Origin of the sequence: Acinetobacter terrae (assembly GCF_002135195.1) — a bacterium.
GTDB lineage: Bacteria > Pseudomonadota > Gammaproteobacteria > Pseudomonadales > Moraxellaceae > Acinetobacter > Acinetobacter terrae.
The window spans coordinates 362,182-386,505 of record NZ_NEGF01000002.1 but is presented as its reverse complement, the minus strand read 5'-3'; the positions used below and the strand labels follow the sequence as shown (position 1 = coordinate 386,505).

22 protein-coding genes are annotated in these 24,324 nt (G+C 41.0%); 13 read left to right on the top strand and 9 right to left on the bottom strand.

Translation table 11 applies throughout. The annotated features are described in order from the left end of the window. Positions 1 to 32: 32 nt before the first annotated feature. The 3 genes from B9T23_RS04180 to mdtD form a co-directional block, all read right to left on the bottom strand. Positions 33 to 1,052: an MBL fold metallo-hydrolase gene (locus B9T23_RS04180; protein ID WP_086193110.1), complete on the bottom strand. Its 1,020-nt coding sequence runs from the start codon at positions 1,050 to 1,052 to the stop codon at positions 33 to 35. A gap of 62 nt (positions 1,053 to 1,114) precedes the next feature. Then, positions 1,115 to 1,900 carry a glycoside hydrolase family 25 protein gene (locus B9T23_RS04175; protein WP_086193109.1) on the bottom strand — a complete coding sequence of 262 codons (786 nt, stop codon included), beginning with the start codon at positions 1,898 to 1,900 and terminating at the stop codon, positions 1,115 to 1,117. Between the two features lie 77 nt (positions 1,901 to 1,977). Next, on the bottom strand, positions 1,978 to 3,369 hold the full coding sequence (mdtD, locus tag B9T23_RS04170) for a multidrug transporter subunit MdtD (RefSeq protein ID WP_086193108.1): 1,392 nt from the start codon (positions 3,367 to 3,369) through the stop codon (positions 1,978 to 1,980). Positions 3,370 to 3,778: 409 nt separating this feature from the next. Between mdtD and B9T23_RS04165 the strand changes: the two genes are divergently transcribed. After that, positions 3,779 to 4,747: a hypothetical protein gene (locus B9T23_RS04165; protein ID WP_086193107.1), complete on the top strand. Its 969-nt coding sequence runs from the start codon at positions 3,779 to 3,781 to the stop codon at positions 4,745 to 4,747. A gap of 82 nt (positions 4,748 to 4,829) precedes the next feature. On the opposite strand, the gene B9T23_RS04160 is transcribed toward B9T23_RS04165, so the two are convergent. Then, positions 4,830 to 5,450 (bottom strand): LOG family protein, encoded by a 621-nt coding sequence (locus B9T23_RS04160; protein WP_086193123.1) that lies wholly within the window; start codon positions 5,448 to 5,450, stop codon positions 4,830 to 4,832. A 337-nt stretch (positions 5,451 to 5,787) separates the two neighbouring features. Here B9T23_RS04160 and B9T23_RS04155 point away from each other — a divergent pair, with 337 nt between their 5' ends. The 6 genes from B9T23_RS04155 (at position 5,788) to B9T23_RS04130 (ending at position 14,289) form a co-directional block, all read left to right on the top strand. Then, positions 5,788 to 7,365 carry a TerC family protein gene (locus B9T23_RS04155; protein WP_067722496.1) on the top strand — a complete coding sequence of 526 codons (1,578 nt, stop codon included), beginning with the start codon at positions 5,788 to 5,790 and terminating at the stop codon, positions 7,363 to 7,365. An 85-nt stretch (positions 7,366 to 7,450) separates the two neighbouring features. Continuing rightward, the gene (locus B9T23_RS04150; RefSeq protein ID WP_086193106.1) at positions 7,451 to 7,918 is read left to right on the top strand and encodes a YchJ family protein; all 468 of its coding nucleotides are present in this window, start codon (positions 7,451 to 7,453) and stop codon (positions 7,916 to 7,918) included. A 60-nt stretch (positions 7,919 to 7,978) separates the two neighbouring features. Next, complete coding sequence (locus B9T23_RS04145) at positions 7,979 to 8,623, top strand: trimeric intracellular cation channel family protein (protein WP_086193105.1); 645 nt, start codon at positions 7,979 to 7,981, stop codon at positions 8,621 to 8,623. Between the two features lie 137 nt (positions 8,624 to 8,760). Further along, positions 8,761 to 10,080, top strand: coding sequence for a niacin transporter NiaP (gene niaP, locus B9T23_RS04140; protein WP_086193104.1), 1,320 nt, complete (start codon positions 8,761 to 8,763; stop codon positions 10,078 to 10,080). A 164-nt stretch (positions 10,081 to 10,244) separates the two neighbouring features. Continuing rightward, positions 10,245 to 12,464: a DNA topoisomerase IV subunit A gene (gene parC / locus B9T23_RS04135; protein WP_086193103.1), complete on the top strand. Its 2,220-nt coding sequence runs from the start codon at positions 10,245 to 10,247 to the stop codon at positions 12,462 to 12,464. A gap of 148 nt (positions 12,465 to 12,612) precedes the next feature. After that, positions 12,613 to 14,289 carry an AMP-binding protein gene (locus B9T23_RS04130; protein ID WP_086193102.1) on the top strand — a complete coding sequence of 559 codons (1,677 nt, stop codon included), beginning with the start codon at positions 12,613 to 12,615 and terminating at the stop codon, positions 14,287 to 14,289. Between the two features lie 52 nt (positions 14,290 to 14,341). Here the strand turns inward: B9T23_RS04130 and B9T23_RS04125 are convergent, their stop codons facing one another. Next, complete coding sequence (locus B9T23_RS04125) at positions 14,342 to 14,722, bottom strand: hypothetical protein (protein WP_086193101.1); 381 nt, start codon at positions 14,720 to 14,722, stop codon at positions 14,342 to 14,344. Between the two features lie 106 nt (positions 14,723 to 14,828). Here B9T23_RS04125 and B9T23_RS04120 point away from each other — a divergent pair, with 106 nt between their 5' ends. Both B9T23_RS04120 and ppa read left to right on the top strand, forming a co-directional pair. Next, positions 14,829 to 15,227, top strand: coding sequence for an MAPEG family protein (locus B9T23_RS04120; protein ID WP_086193100.1), 399 nt, complete (start codon positions 14,829 to 14,831; stop codon positions 15,225 to 15,227). Positions 15,228 to 15,355: 128 nt separating this feature from the next. Next, entirely contained in the window at positions 15,356 to 15,892 is a 537-nt protein-coding gene (gene ppa / locus B9T23_RS04115) for an inorganic diphosphatase (RefSeq protein WP_067722479.1), read from the top strand. Between the two features lie 87 nt (positions 15,893 to 15,979). On the opposite strand, the gene B9T23_RS04110 is transcribed toward ppa, so the two are convergent. Continuing rightward, positions 15,980 to 17,302: an OprD family outer membrane porin gene (locus tag B9T23_RS04110; RefSeq protein ID WP_086193099.1), complete on the bottom strand. Its 1,323-nt coding sequence runs from the start codon at positions 17,300 to 17,302 to the stop codon at positions 15,980 to 15,982. 593 nt (positions 17,303 to 17,895) lie between these two features. On the opposite strand from B9T23_RS04110, the gene B9T23_RS04105 reads away from it, so the two are divergent. After that, the gene (locus tag B9T23_RS04105) at positions 17,896 to 18,666 is read left to right on the top strand and encodes a TorF family putative porin (RefSeq protein WP_086193098.1); all 771 of its coding nucleotides are present in this window, start codon (positions 17,896 to 17,898) and stop codon (positions 18,664 to 18,666) included. A 379-nt stretch (positions 18,667 to 19,045) separates the two neighbouring features. Then, positions 19,046 to 19,789 carry a TorF family putative porin gene (locus B9T23_RS04100; RefSeq protein ID WP_086193097.1) on the top strand — a complete coding sequence of 248 codons (744 nt, stop codon included), beginning with the start codon at positions 19,046 to 19,048 and terminating at the stop codon, positions 19,787 to 19,789. Positions 19,790 to 19,848: 59 nt separating this feature from the next. Here the strand turns inward: B9T23_RS04100 and B9T23_RS04095 are convergent, their stop codons facing one another. The 3 genes from B9T23_RS04095 to B9T23_RS04085 form a co-directional block, all read right to left on the bottom strand. Further along, the gene (locus tag B9T23_RS04095; RefSeq protein WP_067722471.1) at positions 19,849 to 20,358 is read right to left on the bottom strand and encodes a GNAT family N-acetyltransferase; all 510 of its coding nucleotides are present in this window, start codon (positions 20,356 to 20,358) and stop codon (positions 19,849 to 19,851) included. Between the two features lie 6 nt (positions 20,359 to 20,364). After that, complete coding sequence (locus B9T23_RS04090) at positions 20,365 to 21,852, bottom strand: YifB family Mg chelatase-like AAA ATPase (protein WP_067722469.1); 1,488 nt, start codon at positions 21,850 to 21,852, stop codon at positions 20,365 to 20,367. A gap of 67 nt (positions 21,853 to 21,919) precedes the next feature. Further along, on the bottom strand, positions 21,920 to 22,147 hold the full coding sequence (locus B9T23_RS04085) for an accessory factor UbiK family protein (RefSeq protein ID WP_067722467.1): 228 nt from the start codon (positions 22,145 to 22,147) through the stop codon (positions 21,920 to 21,922). Positions 22,148 to 22,426: 279 nt separating this feature from the next. Between B9T23_RS04085 and glnK the strand changes: the two genes are divergently transcribed. After that, positions 22,427 to 22,765, top strand: a complete 339-nt coding sequence (gene glnK / locus B9T23_RS04080) for a P-II family nitrogen regulator (RefSeq protein ID WP_067722465.1) — start codon at positions 22,427 to 22,429, stop codon at positions 22,763 to 22,765. 60 nt (positions 22,766 to 22,825) lie between these two features. Next, entirely contained in the window at positions 22,826 to 24,229 is a 1,404-nt protein-coding gene (locus B9T23_RS04075) for an ammonium transporter (RefSeq protein WP_086193096.1), read from the top strand. Positions 24,230 to 24,324 lie beyond the last annotated feature (95 nt).

Sequence of the window (24,324 nt, the reverse complement as noted above, 5' to 3'; positions counted from 1 at the left end):
CTCTAATTCTATATACCTTCAGTATCTCATCTTCATGGCTGAGATTGTAGAGCAGGATCAAGTGGATACGACACAGGCTGACTGAGTAAAACCACTTGTATTTTTTGTTGTTCTGCAGCCTGAATCAGAATTTTTAAGCTTTTTTCTGTGTTATCGGCCAGATAAGGTAGAAACTCTAAAGGCTGATCCACAGGTTTGAAAAAGTCATCCCAGTGGATGGGCACAACGACTTTCGGTTTTAAAGTTTTAAGTGTTTGATCCAGATAATTTTGCTGAAATTCAGTCGACTGCCGTGACAGCTGGGCAATGCCTAAAAATAAAGTATCGACCTTTAAATTTTTCAGTTGATCCGGAACAGCCCCGGTACTGGCTTTGACCAAAACAGTATGCCCTTGATGTTCAATTAAATAATCAAAGCTATGACCTTCTTTAAATTCAGAAAAGCGCGTTGGTTGTTGAAGCGGTTGGGAAATTTCTTCACCCAAATCATTATTCACTGCAGTGGGCGGGGTATGTTGTGAAGCAATGGCCGTGACTTTGAACTCACCAAAGGACATGGGGTGTAAGGGTTGAATCTGGATTAATTGTTGTTCTGCAACTTGTCCGCCTCGTGCAATATTTAAAGTACTGCTTGAACCGATAATTTTTGTATTTGGAAGTCGTTTGCCAAGCTCGGCAATATCTAGCGCATGGTCATAATGTGAATGAGTCACTAAAATCGCCCGAGTACGCTGTAAGTGCTGTTGCTGAATCATTCGCTGGATCACTTCAGGCTGACTTTGAATTTTTTGAAACAGCACTTGAGATAGGGAAGGGCGACTAAAGAATCCATCAATCAAAATCTGAGTTTTGCCATCATCGAAAAGTAGCGTTGAAACACCAAAGAATTTAACCTTAAGTGTTGGAGGTGCAGAAGATTTTTCAGATGGCTGATATTGCCATTTTTGAAAATCAGACATTTGACCGGAAGGTTGCAGTAAAAAAACCATGCCAGCCACCAAGCACAGAATAAGCAGTCTCAATGAAACCAAAAGTCCTTTTTTAATCGACATAATTTTCCTATTTTGTAATTGGGTATTATTTTTATTTTGATGAAAAATATGGACTTATCTTGTTATTTTTTCGGTAAATTTTCAACATTTTTTAAGGGGTGGATGCCATTTCGTTGTAAAAAGCTGATCCAGTCAGATTCATCGCCATTAAACACATTTAAGTCGACTGCTTTAGCAATGCCCTTGATGGTGCCCTGATTGGTATGTTGCCAGAACAGCCATTTCGGCTTGCCTTTTAAATCCGGTTTTCCATCATATTCACGTACCCACAGCGGAGTTTTTGGAAATTCCCCAGCCAAAATAATGTTATAAAATGACTTGGAAATATAGAAAATCGGTTGTTTGCCATAATGCTGATACAGCCGATCATGCATGATCTGGATTTCTTTCAGCAGTTGTTCTTTAGTGTAGGTGTTGATGCAATTACTGTCATATTCCAGATCAATCACCGGCGGTAAAGCATCGGCTTTATTGGGTACGGTTTCAATAAAATTTTGCGCCTGAATTTCACCGTCACGACATAGACGATAAAAATGATAGGCACCGACCATCAAGCCATTTTCACGCGCTTGCAGCCAATATTCCTGAAATTTTCGATCTTTAAAATCACCACCTTCCGTGGCTTTCAGATAAACAAACCGATAGCTCTTGGGGGAAATCTGTTTCCACTGAATATCGCCTTGATGATGCGATACATCAAAACCTTTGACCGGATAGTCTTGTGCCGAGGCAGGATTATGATGCAATACAAAAACATAAACGACGATTGCAACGCAAATCAGCACTAAGCCTGCGCAAGAGGCGTAAAGCTTTTTATGGCTGTTTGGGGCTAATCGTTTTTTAGGCATAAATAATTTACGGGTGATTTATCCAGCACATGATAACGCGATCTGAAGCTTCAAACCACGCTGTTTCTTCAATCAGTTTAAACAGGCGTATTGCGTGGAATGCGCCAAAAAATGCAGGCCGTGATGATATTAATACAGCCCAAGAAAATTAAGGTGCTATGAAATGCACTAGTGATGTGTTCGACACCATAGTATGCGGTGAAGACGTTAACTAAAGTCCCTGCCAAAGCCACGCCAATACTCATCGACACCATCATGATCATCGATAAGAAACTGTTACCACTACTGGCATCTTGTTGCGGTAAATCCTTCAAAGTTAATGTATTCATCGATACAAATTGCAGAGAATTCAGCATACCAAAGATAAAGAAGTGCAAAGCGCGCAACCAGATTGGAGTATCTGCCGTAGTGAGGGCAAAACTGGCAATACAAGCGCCCACCAATAAGGTATTGACCAACAATACCTTACGATAGCCAAAGCGTTGAATAATTTGACGAATAATCGGTTTAGATGCCAATGAGCCGAGTACAGTAGGAATCATCAGCAGACCAGTAATAAATGGCTCAAATCCAAATACCACTTGTAACATCAGGGGCATAAGAAAGGGCATGGCATTGCCGCCTAAGCGGGCAAAGAAATTACCCACAATACCAATGGCATAAATTTGATTACTAAATAATTTACTACGAAACAGTGCATTTTGATGACTATGTGCATGATAAGCATAAATAGCTGCCGCCATTAAACCTGCAGTGATTAATCCACTACTCCACCATAAAGACAGGTGTGGGCTAGAAAAGTTTTCGATCCCCATTGAAACGCCGACCATGGCGATTACCAGCAGTATGAAACCGGAAAAGTCGAATGATTTAACCGTAGGCTCTGTGACATTCGGCATGGCTTTAACTGTAATTAAACAACCTAAAAGCCCCATCGGAATATTAATTAAAAAGATCCAGTGCCAGGTCGCCACTTCTACCATCCAGCCACCCAGGGTGGGGCCGATGAGCGGACCCATTAGTCCTGCAAGACTCATCAAACTCATGGCAGATAAAAATTGAGTACGCGGAATAACCTTGAGCATGGCCAAACGCCCGACAGGTAACAATAATGCTCCGCCAATCCCCTGAATGACACGATAGAGCAGCAGTTCATTTAAGCTGTTGGCCAGACCACAACCTAAAGATGCCAAGGTAAAGATAACAATCGCGCTAAAGTACGTATTGCGTACCCCAAATCGATCTGCGAGCCAGCCACTTAATGGAATACAGGCCGCCACGGAAAGCACATATGCCACCACGACACTATGCATCTGGAGAGGATCTTCACCTAAATTTACCGCCATCGCGGGAAGAGCAGTATTGACGATGGTGGTGTCCAAACCTTGCATAAAAAAGCCAATAGATACCAACAAGACCAAGAGTCTAAATTCAGGTTGTAAGGCTTGATGTGATGGCGTGGCGTTCATAAAATTATAAAAGTGAAATTTTTAAATAGTTTAAAGTAATCATCTAAACATGGTGTAAGAAAAAGTTCTTCTATCGATAGTGAGTAAAGCGTAATAAAGTAGACCATCATGCGATGCAAATTCTTGGTTTAAAAAATTTGAAATTTCAAGCAAAGAAAATAAAATCCAGATCAAAGTTCAGCTTTTTAAACTTCTCCTTGCAATGAAGTTGATCATTCAACGGCAATCACTCCAATTCATTGGAAATAAAAAAATGCAGATAAAAACAACATTAAGCTGCTTTTTAATCGACGGTAACAAAATCCTGTCATGTTGATGTCATTAAAGTGACATAAAAATGTCATAATTCGGCCCAACCTCCAGTAGCGCTGGATGAGTACTTTTAATTGGTGAAAAAGGTTTTGTTTTTATGACAATCGAAATTTTGATGATTGTTGGCTTCTGTCTAGCCGCTTATTCAATTGTCGGAAATGATGTGCCGCAGACCTTAGGTACCTTTATTTCATCCAATGCCCATCGTCCCTGGTGGATGCTGTGGTTATATACCAGCAGTATTTTAAGCGTGGTCTTGCTGTATGGCTGGTGGGCTTCAGGTATTGGCGATGCATCTTATGGGCGTCTGGAAACCATTCCTTTTCCTGAGGGTGGCATTACCTGGCTGTATATTGTTCCGCCTATATTGCTGATTATTTTGACCAAATACGGGATTCCGGTCAGTACTACATTCTTGGTACTCACCATTTTTTCGCCGAGCAGTTTGGGTTCAATGCTGACCAAATCGATGATGGGTTATGCCGTCGCATTTGTGGTCGCAATCATTGTTTATCGTTTTGTGATTAAAGGCATTTCGGTTTATTTTAGTAAAACCCGGGATCATAAAGTCTCTCATGTCTGGATTAGTTTGCAGTGGGTGTCCACGGCGTTTCTGTGGAGCCAATGGCTGATTCAGGATCTGGCGAATATTTTCGTCTATGTACCCCGTCAGGTTCCGCTGGAATTTTTGATTTTTGCGATTCTGGTTTTTATCATTCTATTGGGCATGATTTTCTACCAACGTGGCGGTGCAATCCAAAAAATTATCGATACCAAAACCGGTGTGGCCGATATTCGTTCCGCGACCATTATCGATTTTATTTATGCCATTATTTTGCTGGTCTTCAAAGAGTGGAGCAACATTCCAATGAGTACCACATGGGTATTCTTGGGCTTACTCGCAGGTCGTGAATTTGCGATGTCGATGCATCTGGCTGAAGTGAATAAATATCGGACTTCACGCAATGTCAGTAAAGATGCGATGAAGTTGATGGTCGGTTTAATCATGAGTATTGTTTTAGCAACGACACTACCGTGGTTCTATAACTTTATTTCAAATTTATAGAACATACAGGGTAATCAAAAAAAGCGAGCCATGAGCTCGCTTTTTTGTTGTTTTTTAGGGTTTTTATGGTTATGAAATAGATTTAAATGGCAAAGTGTTTCGGAGAGCCGAGATTTTTAATTGCATTGATAATCTGATCTGCATGATTGCAAATAATCAGTTTCGCCCGATGCTGTGGCGGTAAAAAACCTTCACTGACTGCATGATCAAGCTGGGCAATTAAAGCATCATAAAAGCCATTCACGTTATATAGCATCATGGGTTTTTGATGCTGATTCAACTGGCCCCAAGTGGCAATTTCTAAAATTTCTTCAAAAGTTCCCAAGCCACCGGGCAGCGCAACAAAAGCACTGGCACGTTCTGCCATCATGGCTTTGCGTTCATGCATGCTGTCTACAATATGCAATTCGGTGAGTTGGTTATGTGCAATTTCATAATCCAGCATAAATTCAGGAATTACCCCGACCGTTTGACCGCCACGTTGTCTGACCGCATCAGCGACTTGTCCCATTAAGCCAATACTTGCACCCCCATACACCAGTCCAAAACCCAAGTCAGAAAGACCTTGAGCCAGAGCAATGGCTTTTTCTTGGTAAATGGGCTTGTTGCCTGAACGCGAACCACAATAGAACGCAATTAAAGGTTGAGTTGTTTTGGGCGTTGGATTTTTATGTTTTGGAGTCATTTTTAATACACTGATCATCATTATATTTTTACCATAGCACTTTATTTTTTCATGCTCTAGCTTAGATAGAAAATATGACACAGCATGTGATGTCATGAACAGGCTTTGCAAAGATTTGTTAAAACTTGCCGAGAGAAAGAGGGGGAGAACTGAAAAAAAGATGAATTTCCAGTTCAGCTTGCTATACTAAAAATCTGTTTTCCAATAAATGAATCAACATGGGTAGTGGTTGTCCTCACTCTGAACATCTCAATTCTTCCGCAAAAATTATACAGAATGCTGTTCATAGAATATTCACCGATTTTAATATGAACATCCTAAAATCAGACCTCAATCCCCTGCAGGAGAACATCCAATGATCTTTGAATGGATGTCAGATCCATCTGCATGGATTGGACTGGCCACTTTAGTGGTTTTAGAAATTGTTCTCGGTATCGACAATCTGGTCTTTATTGCCATTTTGGCGGAAAAACTTCCACCAGAACAGCGCAACACAGGTCGTATTGTCGGATTGCTACTCGCTTTGGCTATGCGCTTGGTTTTACTGGCTTCCATTGCCTGGGTCGTGACCTTAACCGAACCCCTGTTCCATATTTCGGAGCATCCTTTTTCCGGTCGAGACTTGATTCTGTTGTTTGGTGGTGTGTTCCTTTTATTTAAAGGCACCATGGAACTGCATGAACGCATTGAGGGAACTCAGCCACAGAAAGAAGAAAACCCGGTACATGCCGCTTTCTGGATGGTGATTGTTCAAATTGTGGTGCTGGATGCAGTTTTCTCTCTAGACAGCGTGATTACTGCAGTCGGAATGGTGAAAGACCTTTCTGTAATGATGATTGCAGTGATTATTGCGGTCGGCATTATGCTTTGGGCATCGAAACCGCTGATGGATTTCGTCAACAAGCATCCAACCGTGGTGATTCTATGTTTGGGCTTCTTGATGATGATTGGTTTCTCACTCATCGTTGAAGGATTTGGTTTCCATATTCCAAAAGGTTATTTATACGCTGCAATTGGTTTCTCTGTGGTGGTTGAGTTTGTCAATCAAACCATGCGCCGTAATCAGGAGAAAATGGTGACCACGACGGACTTACGTTACCGTACAGCTTCTGCTGTGATGCGTATGCTCGGCGGGAAGTCAGAGTCGCAAAATAATGATGCTGAAGATGTGCTTGCAACCCGTGCATTTGCCGATGAAGTCTTTAATGAACAAAATGGCGCTTATCACAGTGTGATGGTGCAAGGCGTGCTTGGATTGTCGGAACGACCGGTGAAATCGGTGATGACACCACGTCCTGAATTGGAATGGATTGATTTAGACGAAGACGATACTGCCATTAAAGAACAATTATTGAGCATGACCCATTCGCGTTTAATTGTTGCGCATGGTGAGCTGGACAATATTGCCGGTGTGGTCCTGACCCATAAAGTGATGAATGAATACATTGAAACCGGTGTACTCAATTTTGAACGTCACTTACGTGAACCGGTGATTGTGCATGAGAATGCCCAAGTGTTGATGGTGATGGAGCAGTTACGCCAAGCACCGTTACAATTGGCCATCGTCCTGAATGAATATGGTTCGATTGAAGGGATTGCAACCCCGATTGATGTGCTTGAAGCGATTGCAGGTGAATTCCCGGATGAAGATGAATTTGAAACTGCAGCAGAAAGTTTGGAAGACGGCACTTTAATTCTGGAAGGTTCTACCGATATTCGTCACGTTTCCTTACTTTTAGGCCGTGACTTGGTGGATGAGTCTGAACAGTATTCAACCTTGTCGGGATATATCTTGCATCACTTGGGTCATTTACCACAAAGTGGTGCAAAACTCGAAGCCGATGGTTATATCTTTGAAGTTGTGACGATGGACGGTCATAAAATTGATAAAGTCCATATCATTCCGCAAATTGAAAACCATGCCGACGATTAACTAAATTACGGCATATTATCTTTAAACCAAGATAATTGATTAAAATAGCTCGCATCGTCGGGCTATTTTTTATTGGGAAAATTTGATGTCAGAAAGCAATTGTCCATGTGGTCTTGGAATTTATGCCAGCTGTTGCCAACCGCTACATTTGGGGCAGGTGAAGGCGCAAACCGCAGAACAGCTAATGCGTTCACGTTATAGTGCATTTGCCAAACATGAGATTGACTATATTGTTAAAACCACAGCCATTGGACAACAACAGGCCTTGGATGTGGCTGCTATTCGTGACTGGAGTAAATCCAATCAATGGCTTAAGCTTGAAGTGGTGCAAGCCAAAGAAAAAATAGATAAAAATCATGCACAAGTAGAATTCAAGGCACATTACCACGATGGCAAACAGGCTCAGCTTCATCATGAAGTTTCACATTTTGTGCTACATGATGGAGCTTGGTATTTCCTTGATCCGACCACAGAGATGCAAATTACCATGAAGCAATCCTGCGTTTGTGGATCGGGGAAAAAATTTAAACAATGTTGTGCACAATATCTGTAAATTTCATCTGAATTTGCCTTAGAATAGCGCGCATCGATTACCCTCAGTGGAAGAAGGGCAATGTTGCTATTAGTGATTTATATTATTGCGATTACCGCCGAAGCCATGACAGGGGCTTTGTCCGCTGGTCGGCGTAGTATGGATTGGTTTGGGGTAACGCTGATTGCTTGTGTGACTGCACTTGGTGGCGGTTCAGTTCGAGATGTCTTGCTCGGACATTATCCACTGACCTGGGTCAAACATCCTGAATATCTGGTGCTGACCTGCGCTGCTGCCTTTGTCACGATCCTGATTGCCAAATGGATGCGTCATTTACGCTCGATCTTCTTGATTCTGGATGCCATGGGTCTGATCGGCTTTACCGTGATTGGTTGCCAGATTGCACTGGAAATGGGACATGGTTTCGTGGTTTCAGCTGTGGCTGGTGTTCTTACCGGTGTGTCTGGCGGTATTCTGCGTGACATCCTCTGTAACGATGTACCCTTGGTGTTCCGCCGTGAACTGTATGCCAGTATTTCTTTTGTGTCAGTCATCTGTTATTGGGTCTGTCAGGAGATTGGCTTTTCGTTGGAAGTGACCGTTATTTCGACCCTGATTTTCGGTTTTTCTTTACGCTGTATCGCCATTTATTTTGGTTTAGAAATGCCAAAATTCATTTATAAAGATGATGATGATCAGTCGGCATCTTCCAAAGATGCTTCATAAGAATTTGCACAAAAAAACGAGAAATGACCGACTAAATGAGCGGTCATAATCTTCAAATTAGCGTATAAAAATCAGCAAAATCATAAATCCTGTTGGGAAAGCAGTATACATCCTTTCACAAAATCAGAGATCTTGTTATGGATTTAGTCTCACGTGTACAACGCTTACCCATCGGTAAGTTTCACTATACTTTGCTATGGGTGATCGGACTTGGCTGGATGTTCGATGCAATGGATACTGGTCTGATTGCATTTATTTTGACCACCATGGCCGAAGAATGGAACATGACCCCGACTGAAAAAGGCTGGGTGGTGTCTATCGGTTTTGTCGGTATGGCCATTGGGGCGGTTTTCTCTGGCGGATTAGCGGATCGTATTGGGCGTCGTACCGTATTTGCGATTACTTTGGTGACCTATAGTATTGCCACTGCTTTATGTGCCTTTGCACCGAATTTAACCTGGTTATTGGTGTTTCGTTTCATCGTGGGTTTAGGTTTAGGTGGACAGCTTCCTGTTGCCGTGACTTTGGTCAGTGAATATATTCCTGCGCAAGTTCGTGGACGTTTTATTGTTTTACTGGAAAGTTTTTGGGGCTTGGGCTGGCTGGTTGCCGCTTTGGTTTCCTACTTTGTGATTCCAAGTTATGGTTGGCATATCGCATTTTTAATTGGCGGTTTGCCTGCCATTTATGTGTTTATGATTCTAAAAAAAGTGCCAGAATCTGTTCCGTATTTGATTAACCGTGGACGCATTGAAGAAGCGCATGCTCTGGTTCAGAAACTGGAACGTCAATGTGGCGTGGAAGTAATTGAACACATTGAAGTCAAACCGGTTGCAGAAAAACAGAATATTTCTTTTAAACAGCTTTGGACAGGACCGTTTGCCCGCCGGACCTTAATGCTGTGGCTGATCTGGTTCGGTATTGTCTATTCTTATTATGGTATTTTTACCTGGTTGCCAAGTTTGTTAGTAAAACAAGGCTATACCATCGTGCAGTCTTTTGAATATGTGCTGATTATGATTTTGGCGCAGCTTCCGGGTTATGTCGCGGCAGCATGGCTGGTGGAAAAACTGGGGCGTAAAGCGACACTGGCAGGCTTTATTGGCATGTGTGCTGTTTCGGCTTATTTCTTTGGTCAAGCGGATACCGTGAACATGATTATGTTCTGGGGTTGCCTGATGTCCTTCTTTAACTTGGGTGCATGGGGCGTGCTTTATACCTATACGCCAGAACAGTATCCAACCAATATTCGTGCCTTTGGTTCAGGTTGGGCATCTGCGGTGGGGCGTATGGGTGGTATTGTGGCACCGATGGTGGTCACCCATATGATGATCATGAACAATGGTTTCACTCATGTCTTTACGATGTTTACTGCAGTATTACTGGCAGTAGCTTTGGTGGTTTTAGTATTAGGCGAAGAAACTAAAGGCAAGACTTTAGAATCGATGGGTTTATAAAATTGCTGATTTTTTAGTTGATCGAACATTATAAAGTGGATATTTTTAGGCCATAAGACACAATTTGTCGCAGAGTGTTCAGTACTGCCCTTGTATAGAGTACACCTGCGACTTAGCATAACAACGTAGATACAAAAACGAATTATTTAGGATTTCACGCTTTTATGACCAGCCTTGTGCATCAAGCCACAGAAAATCGTTCCGTAGCAGAATTTACTGAACAAGCTTACCTTAACTATGCCATGTACGTGATTATGGATCGTGCATTACCGCATATCAGTGATGGTTTAAAACCGGTGCAGCGCCGTATCGTTTATGCGATGAGTGAACTGGGCTTAAAGCATAGCGGTAAGCCGAAAAAATCTGCCCGTACGGTAGGTGATGTACTCGGTAAGTATCATCCACATGGTGACTCTGCGTGTTATGAAGCGATGGTATTGATGGCACAGCCGTTTAGTTATCGCTATCCTTTTATTGAAGGTCAGGGCAACTGGGGTTCACCCGATGATCCGAAATCCTTCGCTGCAATGCGTTATACCGAAGCCAAACTTTCGCTTTATAGTGAAGTGCTGTTGTCTGAACTTGGTCAAGGCACGTGTGATTGGCAGGACAACTTTGATGGCTCGATGAAAGAACCGGTCAATTTGCCTGCTCGTGTTCCGAATATCTTGTTGAATGGTACCACCGGTATTGCTGTAGGGATGGCAACCGATATTCCGCCACACAACCTGCGTGAAGTGATCAAAGGCACCATCGCCCTGATTCGTAATCCGAACTTAACGGATGAAAAAGTTGCAGAATATATTCCAGCACCAGATTTACCGACCAAAGCGGAAATTATTACCTCACCTGAAGATTTATTAAAGATTCAAACCACAGGTCGTGGCAGTTATCGCATGCGTGCAGTGTACACGATAGAAAAAAATGAAATCGTGATTACAGAGTTACCGTATCAGGTTTCAGGTTCAAAACTCATCAGCCAGATTGCAGATCAAATGCAGGCGAAGAAACTGCCTTTGGTGAGTGATGTTCGAGATGAATCGGATCATAAAAATCCAACCCGTTTGGTGATTGTGCTACGTTCAAATCGTATTGATGCCGAAGCAGTGATGAGTCACTTGTTCGCAACGACCGATTTAGAGTCGAGCTATCGTGTCAATATGAACATGATTGGTGCTGATGGTCGTCCGCAAGTGAAATCGATTCGTCGGATTTTGCTGGAATGGATTGAAATCCGTAAGAATACCGTGACCCGTCGTCTGCAATATCATTTAAATAAAATTGAAAAACGCCTGCATATCTTGGCCGGTCTTTTGATTGCGTATCTGGATCTGGATACGGTGATCCGCATTATTCGCGAAGAAGATCATCCTAAAGTAGAACTGATCGCACATTTCGGCATTGATGAAATTCAGGCCGAAGCCATTTTAGAACTCAAGTTACGTCATTTGGCAAAACTTGAAGAAATGGAAATTCGCCGTGAACAGGAAGAGTTAGAGGCCAGAGCCGAGATTATCCGTGAACAATTGGCAAATCCGGAATCATTGAAGAATCTGATCATTACTGAACTGAAAGATGATGCCAAGAAATTTGGTGATGACCGCCGTTCGCCAATCGTACAACGTGCGGAAGCCGCAGCAATTAGCGAACAAGATTTAATGCCGGCTGACCCTGTCACCGTAGTATTGTCTGAAGCGGGTTGGATTCGTTGTGCTAAAGGTCATGAGGTGGATGCTGAAAACCTGAATTTCCGAGCAGGGGATCAGTACTTAAGTCATGCAACAGGTAAGTCGAATCAACGTGCGTATGTGCTGGATGAAACAGGGCGCAGTTATGCACTTTCAATTAACAGTTTGCCATCGGCACGAGGTTTGGGTGAGCCTTTAAGCTCCAAACTTGCTCCAGCAAATGGAATTGGCTTTATTCAAGTCATGATTGCAGATGATGAGCAGGAAATTATTGCAGTGAGCTCTAAAGGCTACGGCTTTAAATCAAATGCAAAACAGCTCGATACCAATGCAAAAGCGGGTAAAGCCTTCTTAACCATATCTGATGATGCCAAAGCATTACCATTGCAAACGGTGGATACCAATACCCATTTAGCTATCTTGAGTACCGCTGGTCGGTTATTGGTGATTGATTTGTCAGAATTACCAATCCTGAACAAAGGTAAAGGAAACAAGTTGATACAACTTGAACCGAAAGAGCAAATTTTGTCCATGACATTGCTTTGTTTAAATGAAATAATTCAAGTGGTTGCGGGACAGCAGCAATTAAAACTAAAAGGTGATGATCTTCAGAAATATATAGGTAAAAGAGCGACTAAAGGTCAACTCTTACCACGAGGATATCAAAAAGCAAATAAACTGTTCATTCAAAGATAAAACTAGCATCCATTGATCAAAATACGTTATATATGATTCGTATTCGTGTAAATGGATGTCGTGTTATGCCTAAACAAGTTTAATAATGACGCATAACATTGAAAAAACAGTTGAAAACTAAAGATTACAGATTGGAGAGAAGGGCATAATGGAAAAGATTTGGTTGGCTGAATACCAAAAAACAGGGATTCCGGAAACTGTAGAATTACCACCAGAAAACACCTCGCTTAATGATGTTTTTGAACGTAATTTTCAAAAATTTGGTTCACGTGATGCCTTTATCTTTATGGATAAAGTCTTAACATTTAATGAACTAGAAGAAGCAAGCCGTAAATTTGCAACCTACTTACAAAGCTTAGGTTTGGCAAAAGGTTCTCGCGTCGCAGTGATGATGCCAAACGTGCTGCAATATCCAGTGGTTGCATTGGGTGTATTCCGTGCAGGTCTGGTTCTAGTGAATGTGAATCCACTATATACCTCGCGTGAACTTGAGCATCAACTCAATGACTCTGGCTCTGAAGTGCTGGTCATTATTGAAAACTTTGCAACTGTTTACCAGGCAATTATTGGTAAAACACCTGTGAAGCATGTGGTCGTAGCTTCTGTAGGGGATATGTTGGGTGCCTTAAAAGGTACGCTGGTGAACTTTGTTTTACGTTCAGTACGTAAACAAATTCCAGCTTGGGATATTCCAGGCCATATTAAGTTCAATGCTGCAATGTCTAAAGTCAATGCGAGCAACTACAAACGTCCAAGCCTGACTTTAAGTGATACGGCTGTACTGCAATATACTGGCGGTACTACGGGCGTTTCTAAAGGTGCAGAACTGACACATCGCAATCTTGTCGCGAACATGTTGCAGTGTGACGGCATTTTCCAAAGTAAGTTTGGTGCACAAGATGGTTCGAAAGATGACCGCATTTTCTGTGCATTGCCGCTTTATCACATTTTTGCGTTCATGGTTTGTGCTATGTACGGCATGTATAAAGGTCAAGCCAATATTCTGATTCCAAACCCGCGTGACTTACCTGCGGTAATAAAAGAATTGCGCAAATACCGTCCGTCATTCTTCCCTGCAGTAAACACTTTGTTTAATGCATTGGTGAACAATGAAGAGTTTAAACAACTCGACCATAGCAATCTTAAAATGGCGATGGGTGGTGGTATGGCTGTCCTTGCTTCTACAGCTGAAGCATGGAAAAAAATTACCGGCACTAACATCATTGAAGGTTATGGTTTATCCGAAACTTCGCCTGTTGCGACTGCAAACCCACCTTCATCAATGGAATTCAGCGGCACGATTGGTGTTCCGTTGCCACTGACTGAAGTTGCGATTCTTGATGATGACGGCAATGAAGTGCCACTTGGTGAACAAGGCGAAATCTCGATTCGTGGTCCACAAGTCATGAAAGGCTATTGGAACCGTCCAGATGAAACTGAACAAGTCATGACCAATGGTTTCTTCCGTACAGGTGACATCGGTATTATGGATGCTCGCGGCTATATTAAAATTGTAGACCGTAAGAAAGACATGATTCTGGTTTCTGGTTTCAATGTTTATCCATCTGAAATTGAAGACGTGGTTTCTAAACATCCAAAAGTATTGGAAGTTGCAGCGATTGGTGTGCCTGATGAAAAATCAGGTGAAGTGCCTAAGTTATTCGTGGTGAAAAAAGATCCTTCTTTAACCACTGAAGAAGTACTGGCTTACGCTAAAGAAAACTTAACCGGTTATAAACGCCCGCGTTATGTTGAATTTATGGATGAATTGCCAAAATCAAACGTAGGTAAAATCTTACGTAAAGATTTACGTAAAACAGCATAAACCCTGCAATAAAAAAAGCGCCGTTTTCGGCGCTTTTTTTATACTTGAACTTTTAATCTTTCATCAGCCAGCGATCAATATAAGGTCGGCCAATACCCATAATCCATACAAAGGTCGTGATGCTGCCGAACTGATAAACGTATCGCTTTAAATCAAATGAACCAAAGCTGTAGAAATTATCCAGTAAACAGTAAAGTGCAACGACTGTCGTCCATATCCAAAGTGCTTGACGTTTAATCCCCACCTTCCAAAGTGCGATAATTGAGATGACAATGGTGAAAATAAGAGACAGTCTATTTAGATTTGCACACATGACTGAAAGTAAAAATCCCACAATCGGCAACACGATTTTGAGTACACGATCCACTTTAAGTTGATGCTGGCGCTGTTTTTCCAGGACATCAAACATTTGTTGTTGATCTGGGTTGACCATACTGGATCCTTATTCCTCATTAATAAAAACATTATAATTTAACAAAAATTATTACTGAAACGCCATGCTATGATATTGGGCAGAAAATCTTAATGAGAAAAATGAGATGCAAAGCATAAGCGGAATAATCTATCTCATCTTAATTGCATGTTTATTGCCTTACGTTTTTACAGTAATTGCAAAAAAAACCGCTGGCTTTAAAGGACGAGATAACCAAAACCCGCGCGATTTTTTAGCCAAAACCACTGGCTTGGCAGCACGTGCCAATGCGGCACAGCAAAATAGTTTTGAAAGTTTACCATTGTTTATTGCTGCCATTTTAATGGCGGAATATATGGTGGTTCCTCAAACTGTAATTATGACCTTTGGTATTGCCTATATTGTACTCCGTATTGTTTACGGCATTTGCTATTTAGCCAATTGGGCAACTTTGCGTACAATTGTTTGGACCTTGTCTTTACTTTGTCCAATTTGCTTATTACTTCTGGTCATTAAATTAACTTAAGATTGCATCAATCTGTGGAAATACATATTTTGCTGTGGCGGATGTATAATCGCAAAGTTATTTAATTCTCAAAAACCGTTATAATCGTGCCGGTTTAAATAAGATTTAACTTGTTAAAGAGTGATGCTATGAGCTACAGCAATATCCCAGCGGGTAAAGATGCACCAAACGACATCTATGTCATTATTGAAATTCCTGCAAATGCAGCACCAATCAAATACGAAATCGACAAAGATTCTGATGCATTATTTGTAGACCGTTTCATGGGTACAGCAATGTTCTACCCAGCGAACTACGGTTATGTACCGAATACCTTGTCTTTAGATGGCGATCCATTAGACGTATTGGTTGTAACACCACACCCAGTTGAACCAGGTTCAGTGATTCGTTGCCGCCCTGTCGGTAAATTGAACATGGAAGATGACGGTGGTATCGATGCGAAATTGGTTGCTGTACCGCACGACAAATTGACTCCAATCTACAAAGATATTCAGGAATATACGGATCTTCCACCGTTATTGATCAGCCAAATTGAACATTTCTTCCAACACTACAAAGACTTAGAGCCAGGAAAATGGGTTAAGTTAAGTGGTTGGGAAGGTGCTGATGTTGCGAAACAAGAAGTACTTAGCTCAATTGCAGCTTATGCAGAAGCAAACAAATAATTGTTTGTTTCGAATTTAGCCTGAAAGGCTTAGATAAAAAAACCTGCACATTGTGCAGGTTTTTTTATCTCTTGAACTTACTGTGAATTAAAATAATTTCACAGGAATATCCAAGAATAAACGCCATTCGTTAGTGTCGCCGATGTAAGCGCCATCATAGACATCATTTGCACGATAGATTGAGTTACGAACACGCAAGCTCGCATCTTTGGCAAAACCACTTTGCACTGTGTATTTCACCTGGTTAAAGAATTCATTTTCCTTACCTTCGCCTGTTTTGCCTGCAACATTAATGTCCCAACCATAAACATAAGCAGTGGTCCAAGTTAAGCCAGGAACATTCATTGCACTGAAGTCATAGGTATACTGAACTTGTGCTGATTTCTCATGGTTGCCGACGAAGTCAGACAAGTAAGAGTTTGGCAAGTAAATGCTTTGGTAGCCGTCGGCATTTTGGCCATAATCGTAACCAACATTACCTGTATTTTGTTGATAAGCCAACATTACGTTATGCGCGCCAGTATTATAAGTCCCTGAAATTGCCCAAATATTATTGGTTTTTTCTACACCCGCAATACCTGTGTTTGCATAATCAGCCGCAGTTTCACCTGTTGCAGAATAAGTAGATGCATTTTTATCAAATTTAGTGTGATAACCACTGAAGTCATAAGTGAGCGAGCTGTCGTTAGCCAAAGCTTGTTTATAGTTGGCATTTACATAATGACGCTCTAATTTATTTTTGCTGTCTAGGCCATAGTAAGACGCATTCAAAGCATCATTAAATTTGTATTTTGCGCCCCAAACCACTGCACGGTCTAAGTTTTCACCATCAGTATTGATTTGATCAGAGTATTGGTTTTTAGTGAATTTACCCGCAATAACTTCCAAATTCTCAATTTCATGGCTTGTTGCAAGTACACCAGTGAAATATTCAGGAACCATACGGCCAGTGTTGCTTGCAAGAACAGGAATATCTAATACTTGAGTACCGTATTCAACCGTCGTATTTGAAACACGCGCTTTAACACTTGCACCACCACGAGCCCAATGGTCATAAGCATCACCATTTGGGTTTTCTGCAGTCGGTGCATGTTTAGGAATCATGCCATTATTCGCATTTTTGTTTTCGCCCAGTTTAAATGAAGCATCACCTACTGCATTTACACCAAAACCTACCACACCTTTGGTAAAACCAGACTCGAGCTTGACGATCGCAGATTGTGCAGCAGAGCTTTGATCTTTGACACCAGGTGCTTTCTTGTCACGGTTGATATAACCGGTACGGAATAAAACAGTTCCTTCAGCATCTTCAACAAAGCCTTTAGATTCACTTTGCTCGCTAGCATATGCCGTTGAGATTAATGCAGCTTGAATCAAAACTGCTAAGGTAAGTTTTTGTGCTTTTTGCATTGGGAGGTGGCCTTATACAAAAGAGGGAGAAATTAAATTGGAGGAATTGTATACGTAATGTAGAGCAAAAAAATCTTTTTTTTATTCATTTTATTTCATTAAAGTTATGCATTCTTTGAATATAAACGCATGTAAGAAATTGAATAAATGTTCAAAAAAATCGATTCCATTTAAAATATTATTTAAAACAATAATATATTTAAATGAAAGATGATTCTTTATGTAATTTTTTATAAAGAATAGATAAGTAGGACCTTGATTTGTACTTTCATTTTATTGGATTTCAACGCTTACTACTTTGGTCTAATAAAGGCTTTAAGCAGTAATTAAAAGTCTTGATGGTGCATTTTGATCAGATCTTGCTGATCATCTAAATCCTCAGATAATCATGATATTTAATGTGAATATCCTCTAATTTCTACAATAAAAATATAGTTTGCTTAAATGTTAAGCACCGTTATTTACCTAAAATTAAATAAAAGAAAGATGCTGTTATTTAATAAATTTGAACAAAAATTATAAAAAAGCTTTAGAATCCGCAGCTAAATTTGTCATCGAAAAAGAATCTTAGTCGGGTTCTCTAAGGGGTAGGAATGCATCAAACTTCACACAAAATTGCGTTATCTTTATTGTTTGCAATGTGCACAATGCCTGCATTTGCTGAAGAAGATACAATTTTACCAACAGCGGGAAAATTAACAGGTAGTTTTGCCGTGGTGAATAAATATATTTACCGCGGTGGTGTGGAAAATGATGATGTTGCTCTACAAGCTGGTCTTGAGTATGCACTTCAAAGTGGTGTTAGCGTAGGATACTGGGGTTCAACGCTTGATTATGATCTGTCTGATGAGAATAAAGATCATGGTTTTGAACATGATTTTTATGTGGCGTACGGCAATGAAATTAATCAAAACTGGAGCTATAAAGTTCAAGGGACTGCCTATTACTACCAAGATGGCGGTACAGTTTATAGTGAAGGTGGCGATAAACGTAAAACCACAGCATTCGATGTATTGGGCGAATTGGCTTATAAAGACTTAACTTTAGCTGCATCCGTAATGCTTGCAGATGCTTCCTTCGCGAACGCGGGAGATGTGTATTTAAGTGCAGCGTATAGTTATGCTTTGCCGCAAAATTTTATGTTGAATACTTCAGTTGGTGCATCCATCTATAACAGCCGCCGCGATGACAGCATTATTGAAACTAAAAATGATGTTGTTTTTAGTGAGGCACGTATGGGTGTGAGTAAAGAAATTGCAAATACGGGGGCTACCGCATCTTTAGATTATGTCGTCGGCGGTAAAGATCGAGTTGGCGAAGATTTTGATGATCAGGTTGTATTCGGTTTGAATTTTAGTTTTTAAGCCTAAAACTGCAAGAATTTTTAAAAGTGCATAAATTGCTTTAAATTTGTGCACTTTTTTTGCGCATGATGAAATAATGTGATTAAAAAATAGCCTTAAAAAGAGGCATGATGTAAGTAAATATGAATCTTACGCTAAAGTTGAAGTGAGTTTTAATAATGAATAAATTGGCTATAGCAGCGAATAAACCATATTTCAGATAAATTCATGATAATTAATTAAAATTTAATAAAAACAAAATGATAGGTCTGTTTATTTTTTATTTTAGATGACTTGTAGATAGCTCATTTTGCTTTTGGCATAGCAATTGCTATTACCTCATTGAGTTTATCGAAATAACCAAAAAAACCGTCGTAGCACGATGTGGGGGAATCAAACAATGAAATTAACTTTAAAAGCATTATCTCTGGCTGTATTAGGCGCAGCATCTACCTTCACTTTTGCAGAAGAGGCACCTGCATCAGAACATACAGTGACAGGTAATATTGGAGTGGTGTCTCAATATGTATTACGTGGTAATACTGCAGGTTTAGAAAACTCGGGGGCAGCGGTTCAAGGCGGTTTAGATTACAGTCATGCTTCAGGTTTCTATGCTGGATATTGGGGTTCTACACTAGATATAAGTTATGCAGAATCTGGTGAGAAAAGCTTTGAACATGATTTTTATGCGGGTTTCAGTGGTAAAATTACTGAAGACTTAGGCTTTAAAGTAGGTGGTACTTACTACGTTTATTATCCGTCTGATGATTCAAATGTTTTTGAAACCATGGTGGGCTTAAACTATAAGAGTTTTGGTCTTACTGCTCAAACGCTTACAGACGATGTCACTTGGGGCAATGCAGGGGATACCTATTTTCTTGCCGGTTATAGCTATGGTTTACCGAAAGACTTTACTTTGAATACATCATTAGGCGCGTATTACTATTCTGATAGTGGTGATTTTGAAGGTCTCACTTTAAATACCACAGAGGATTTCAATTTGCGTCATTTAACAGTGGGTCTAAGCCATCCATTGGGTGATACAGGTGCATCAGTTTCTATGGACTATATCATTGGTGGTAAATTACGTGATGATACTGATTTGAAAAATAAAGTTGTCTTAGGTTTGAAATATGGATTCTAATCCAAAAATGTAACTAAAAAGGCGACTCATGAGAGTCGCCTTTTTAGTTTGATAGAATGTTACGAGGTCGCATTAAAAGCCTCATGATAAGTGACTATTCCTTGTGGAAATTTCCCATCAAATGACAAAGCCTGAAAATATTCAGCAGGAACATTTGCTAAAATAAGATCAGGCACAGCTTTAAAACTGAATCCAGAATAAAAATTCGGATCACCTAAAACTACACAACCTTTTGCGCTAATCATTTTCAATTGATTCAATGCTGATTGAATCAGTGCTGAACCGATTCCTTGCAGTTGCCATTCAGGTAAAACTGCAACCGGTCCCAAACCATACCAACCTTGTACGCCTGAAGAAATTTGTACCGGTGAAATGGCAATATGCCCCACAATTTTTTTATTTAAAACAGCGACTAAAGAAAGAGTCAGTGCATCTGCCCGTCTCAAGGCATCTACAATGAAATGCTCAGTATGACTCGAGTATTGCTGATTTTTAAATGCCTGTTCAATCACATGGCTAATTGCCCCATGATCAGTACGATTTTCACGACGGATAAGTAAGTTATGCATCTCAAATTAGCCCTGTTGCGCCCGATAAGACAAAGCTTCGGTTAAATGTTGGCTTTGAATTTCCGAATGCTGGGATAGATCGGCAATACTTCGCGCGACACGTAATACCCGATGATAAGCACGGGCAGACAAGTTTAAGCGCTGCTGTGCCATTTCCATGATTTTTTGTGCTTGCGTATCCAATGGTACAAATTGCTCAAGCTGTTTAGGGCTTAAAGCGTGATTCAGACATTGCTGTCGGTGTATTTGTAGGTTATAGGCTTGAATCACGCGCTCACGCACAGTCTGTGAATTTTCGACCGGTGTTGTATCTTGCAATTCATGCACTTGTAAGGGTGGAACATCCAGATGCAAATCAATACGATCGAGTAGTGGACCTGAAATACGATTCTGATAACGTTTAATTGCATCAGCGGAACATTGGCAACGAATATCCTGATTAAAAGCATAACCACAAGGACAGGGATTCATTGCGGCAATCAGTTGAAAGTTTGCCGGAAAGGTAATTTGCCGTGAAGCACGAGAAATCACAATTTCTTTAGATTCCAACGGTTGTCTTAAAACTTCTAATACTTTGCGATCGAATTCAGGTAGTTCATCTAAAAATAAAACCCCTAAATGCGCCAAGGTGATTTCACCGGGTTTCGGATGTGAACCGCCACCGACTAAAGCGACCGCTGAAGCAGTATGATGGGGTGCGCGAAAAGGCCGCTGTCCAAAGGGATGTGAGGTATTGGAAACGGAATAAATACTGGCCACTTCCAAATTTTCCTGTGCATCTAAAGGTGGCAAAATACTGGCAAGCCGTGATGCTAACAGTGTTTTTCCTGTACCCGGTGGACCTTTAAATAATAAGGAATGCCCACCTGCTGCGGCAATTTCCAAAGCGCGTCGTGGACGGAGCTGACCTTTAACATCGGCTAAATCAAATTTGTACTGATCTGGTGCAGCAGAGTGACTGGCTTGATATTGCTGGATGGGCTGTTGATTAGAAATATGATCGCACACATCTTTTAAATGTTTGGCTGAAAACACTTCAAAATTAGGCAGTTGAGAGGCTTGCTCGGCATTTTGTTCTGGCAAAATCAGTTGATGTCCTAGCTGCTGGCAAGCAATGGCAATACTCAAGATACCGGTGATGGGGCGAAGTTGCCCGTCCAAAGCCAGTTCACCAATAAATTCCAGATTATCTGTAATATTTTCAGATATTTGCCCAGATGCGATAAGAATCCCTAAAGCGATCGGTAAATCAAGACGTGAACCATCTTTTGGCAAGTCTGCCGGGGCTAAATTGATGGTTAAGCGCTTAGTCGGAAATTGAAAACCACTATTGATAATGGCTGAGCGTACCCGATCTTTACTTTCACGAACTGCCGCTTCAGGCAGTCCCACAATGGTTAAAGAGGGTAGGCCCTGACTGACATGAACTTCCACCTCAATTAAAGGTGCATGAAGTCCAAGCAGACCTCGAGTGTAAATTTTAGCAAAAGACATTCTTATTGTTCCGTTATAGTGCGTTATTTTTAGTCGTTTTGTGTCTTTTAGTGCACCAAAAAAGTGCTTATTTATTGTTCTTAATTTTAAGTTCTAATGCTTCAACTTGTTTAAGCAGTTCATTCAAGTGTAAATTGGCATTATTTAGCGCAGTACGTTGACGTTCAATTTCATCTTTTGAAACCAGATCCATCTTGGAAACAGCTTCATTGAGTAAGGCGCGCAAATTATGTTCAATATCTTTTTTGGGTTGGTCGATTTGTTCCATGATTGCTTGTAATAAAGTTTCGATCATTGCTGATTCCCTAACGGTGCAGAAGTATGAGCAGTGTAGCATTGCTCAAACCTAGACTATAGTCCCCATCGATCAGATATAGTTTTGTTCGATGAGTAAAATCGTAAATTTTATAATAAAAATGACTCTTTTTTTAAGATCGGACTACGTTTAAAAGTATAAAATAGGTTATAAAGAAAACTCGTGTCAAAACTCTCTATTTTCCCCCAACCTTAGAAATTTTGGCACGAAATTTGAACATAAAACCTTACTGGTGAAAGAAGCCGAAGGAAAACAAACATGAAGCTCGTAACTGCAATTGTAAAACCCTTTAAATTAGATGACGTGCGTGAAGCACTCTCTGACATTGGTGTTCAAGGGATCACCGTAACTGAAGTCAAAGGCTTTGGTCGTCAAAAAGGTCATACTGAACTTTATCGTGGCGCTGAATATGTCGTTGATTTCTTGCCTAAAGTAAAAATTGAAATCGCTATTAGCGATGACATGGTTGATTCAGTGATTGAATCGATTACCCGTGTTGCAAGCACAGGAAAAATTGGTGACGGTAAAATTTTCGTTACTAATTTAGAACAAGTCATCCGTATTCGTACCGGTGAAACAGGTGCAGACGCTGTCTAATTTGGCACGAAGTTTGCTGAGTACCTAATAACTCAAAAAATACTAGGTTGGGGGATACGAATGAAAAAAATGCTCATTGCGCTGAGTTTGTCTGGCGCACTTTTAGGTGGTTCTGTTGCATGGGCTGAAGAAGCCGTAACAACATCCGCTGCTTCTGAAGATGTCACAGTAGTTGAAACTGCTGATACATCGTTAACAAATTCTGAATTAGCTGCGGCACCTGCTTCAGCTGAAGCAACAGCAGCACCTGTCGAAGAAGAAGTAAAATTAGACACAGGTGATACCGCATGGATTTTAGTGTCTACAGCACTGGTTTTATTGATGACTATTCCAGGTTTGGCCCTGTTCTACGGTGGTATGGTTCGCAAGAAAAATGTCCTCGGCACAATGGCACATAGCTTTGTTGCAGCGGCAGTCGTAAGTATTACTTGGGTGGTGATCGGTTATAGCTTAGCCTTTGGCGAAGGAAATGCATTCATTGGTAGCTTGGATAAAATCATGTTATCCGGCATTACCACAGATGCCTTAACCGGAACAATTCCAGAAATTCTATTTGTTATTTTCCAAATGACCTTTGCGATCATTACCGTAGCTATCATTACAGGTTCGATTGCAGAACGTATGAAATTCAGCGCTTTCGTTGCATTCATTACCATTTGGAGTGTTGTGGTTTACGCACCAATTACCCACTGGGTATGGGGTGGCGGCTGGTTAGGTAACGACGGTGCACTGGATTTTGCTGGTGGTACGGTCGTTCACATTAACTCGGGTGTCGCAGGTCTGGTTGCTGCCTACATGCTTGGCAAACGTATGGGCTTGGGCCGTGAATCAATGGCGCCACATAACCTGACTTTAACTGTGGTCGGTGCAAGCCTGGTTTGGGTAGGCTGGTTCGGTTTCAACGGTGGTTCTGCACTGGGTGCTAACGGTTCTGCTGGTTATGCATTAGTTGTAACTCAAGTTGCAGCGGCGGCCGCAGCAATTGCATGGTTAATTACTGAAAAAGTGGTTCGTGGTAAAGCTTCTGTATTGGGTGGTGCATCTGGTGCGGTTGCCGGTCTGGTGGTGATTACCCCTGCAGCAGGTTTCGTGACTGTAGGCGGTGCAATGGCAATGGGCTTAATTGGCGGTGTCGTGTGCTTCTGGGGTATTACTGCGCTTAAACGTGCACTTAAAGCCGATGACTCTTTAGATGCTTTTGGTCTACATGGTGTGGGTGGTATTGTCGGTGCAATCTTAACGGCAGTGTTCGCGAGTGAATTCATCATGGGTGATAAAGTCCCTGCAGATATGATGCATCAATTATGGGTGCAAATTGAAGGTGTACTTGCAACGATTGCTTACTCTGCAGTACTGACTTTCATCATTCTTAAATTGATTGACTTGGTGATTGGGATTCGTGTTGAAGCGGATGACGAACGTATGGGTCTAGACTTAAGTCAACATGGTGAACGTGTCGAATAATATAAAAACCGATAATCAATATATTGTGTAAAACAGCCCGTAAGGGCTGTTTTTTTTCCATATCTTGCGTAAGTCTCTACAAAGGGCAGAATTTT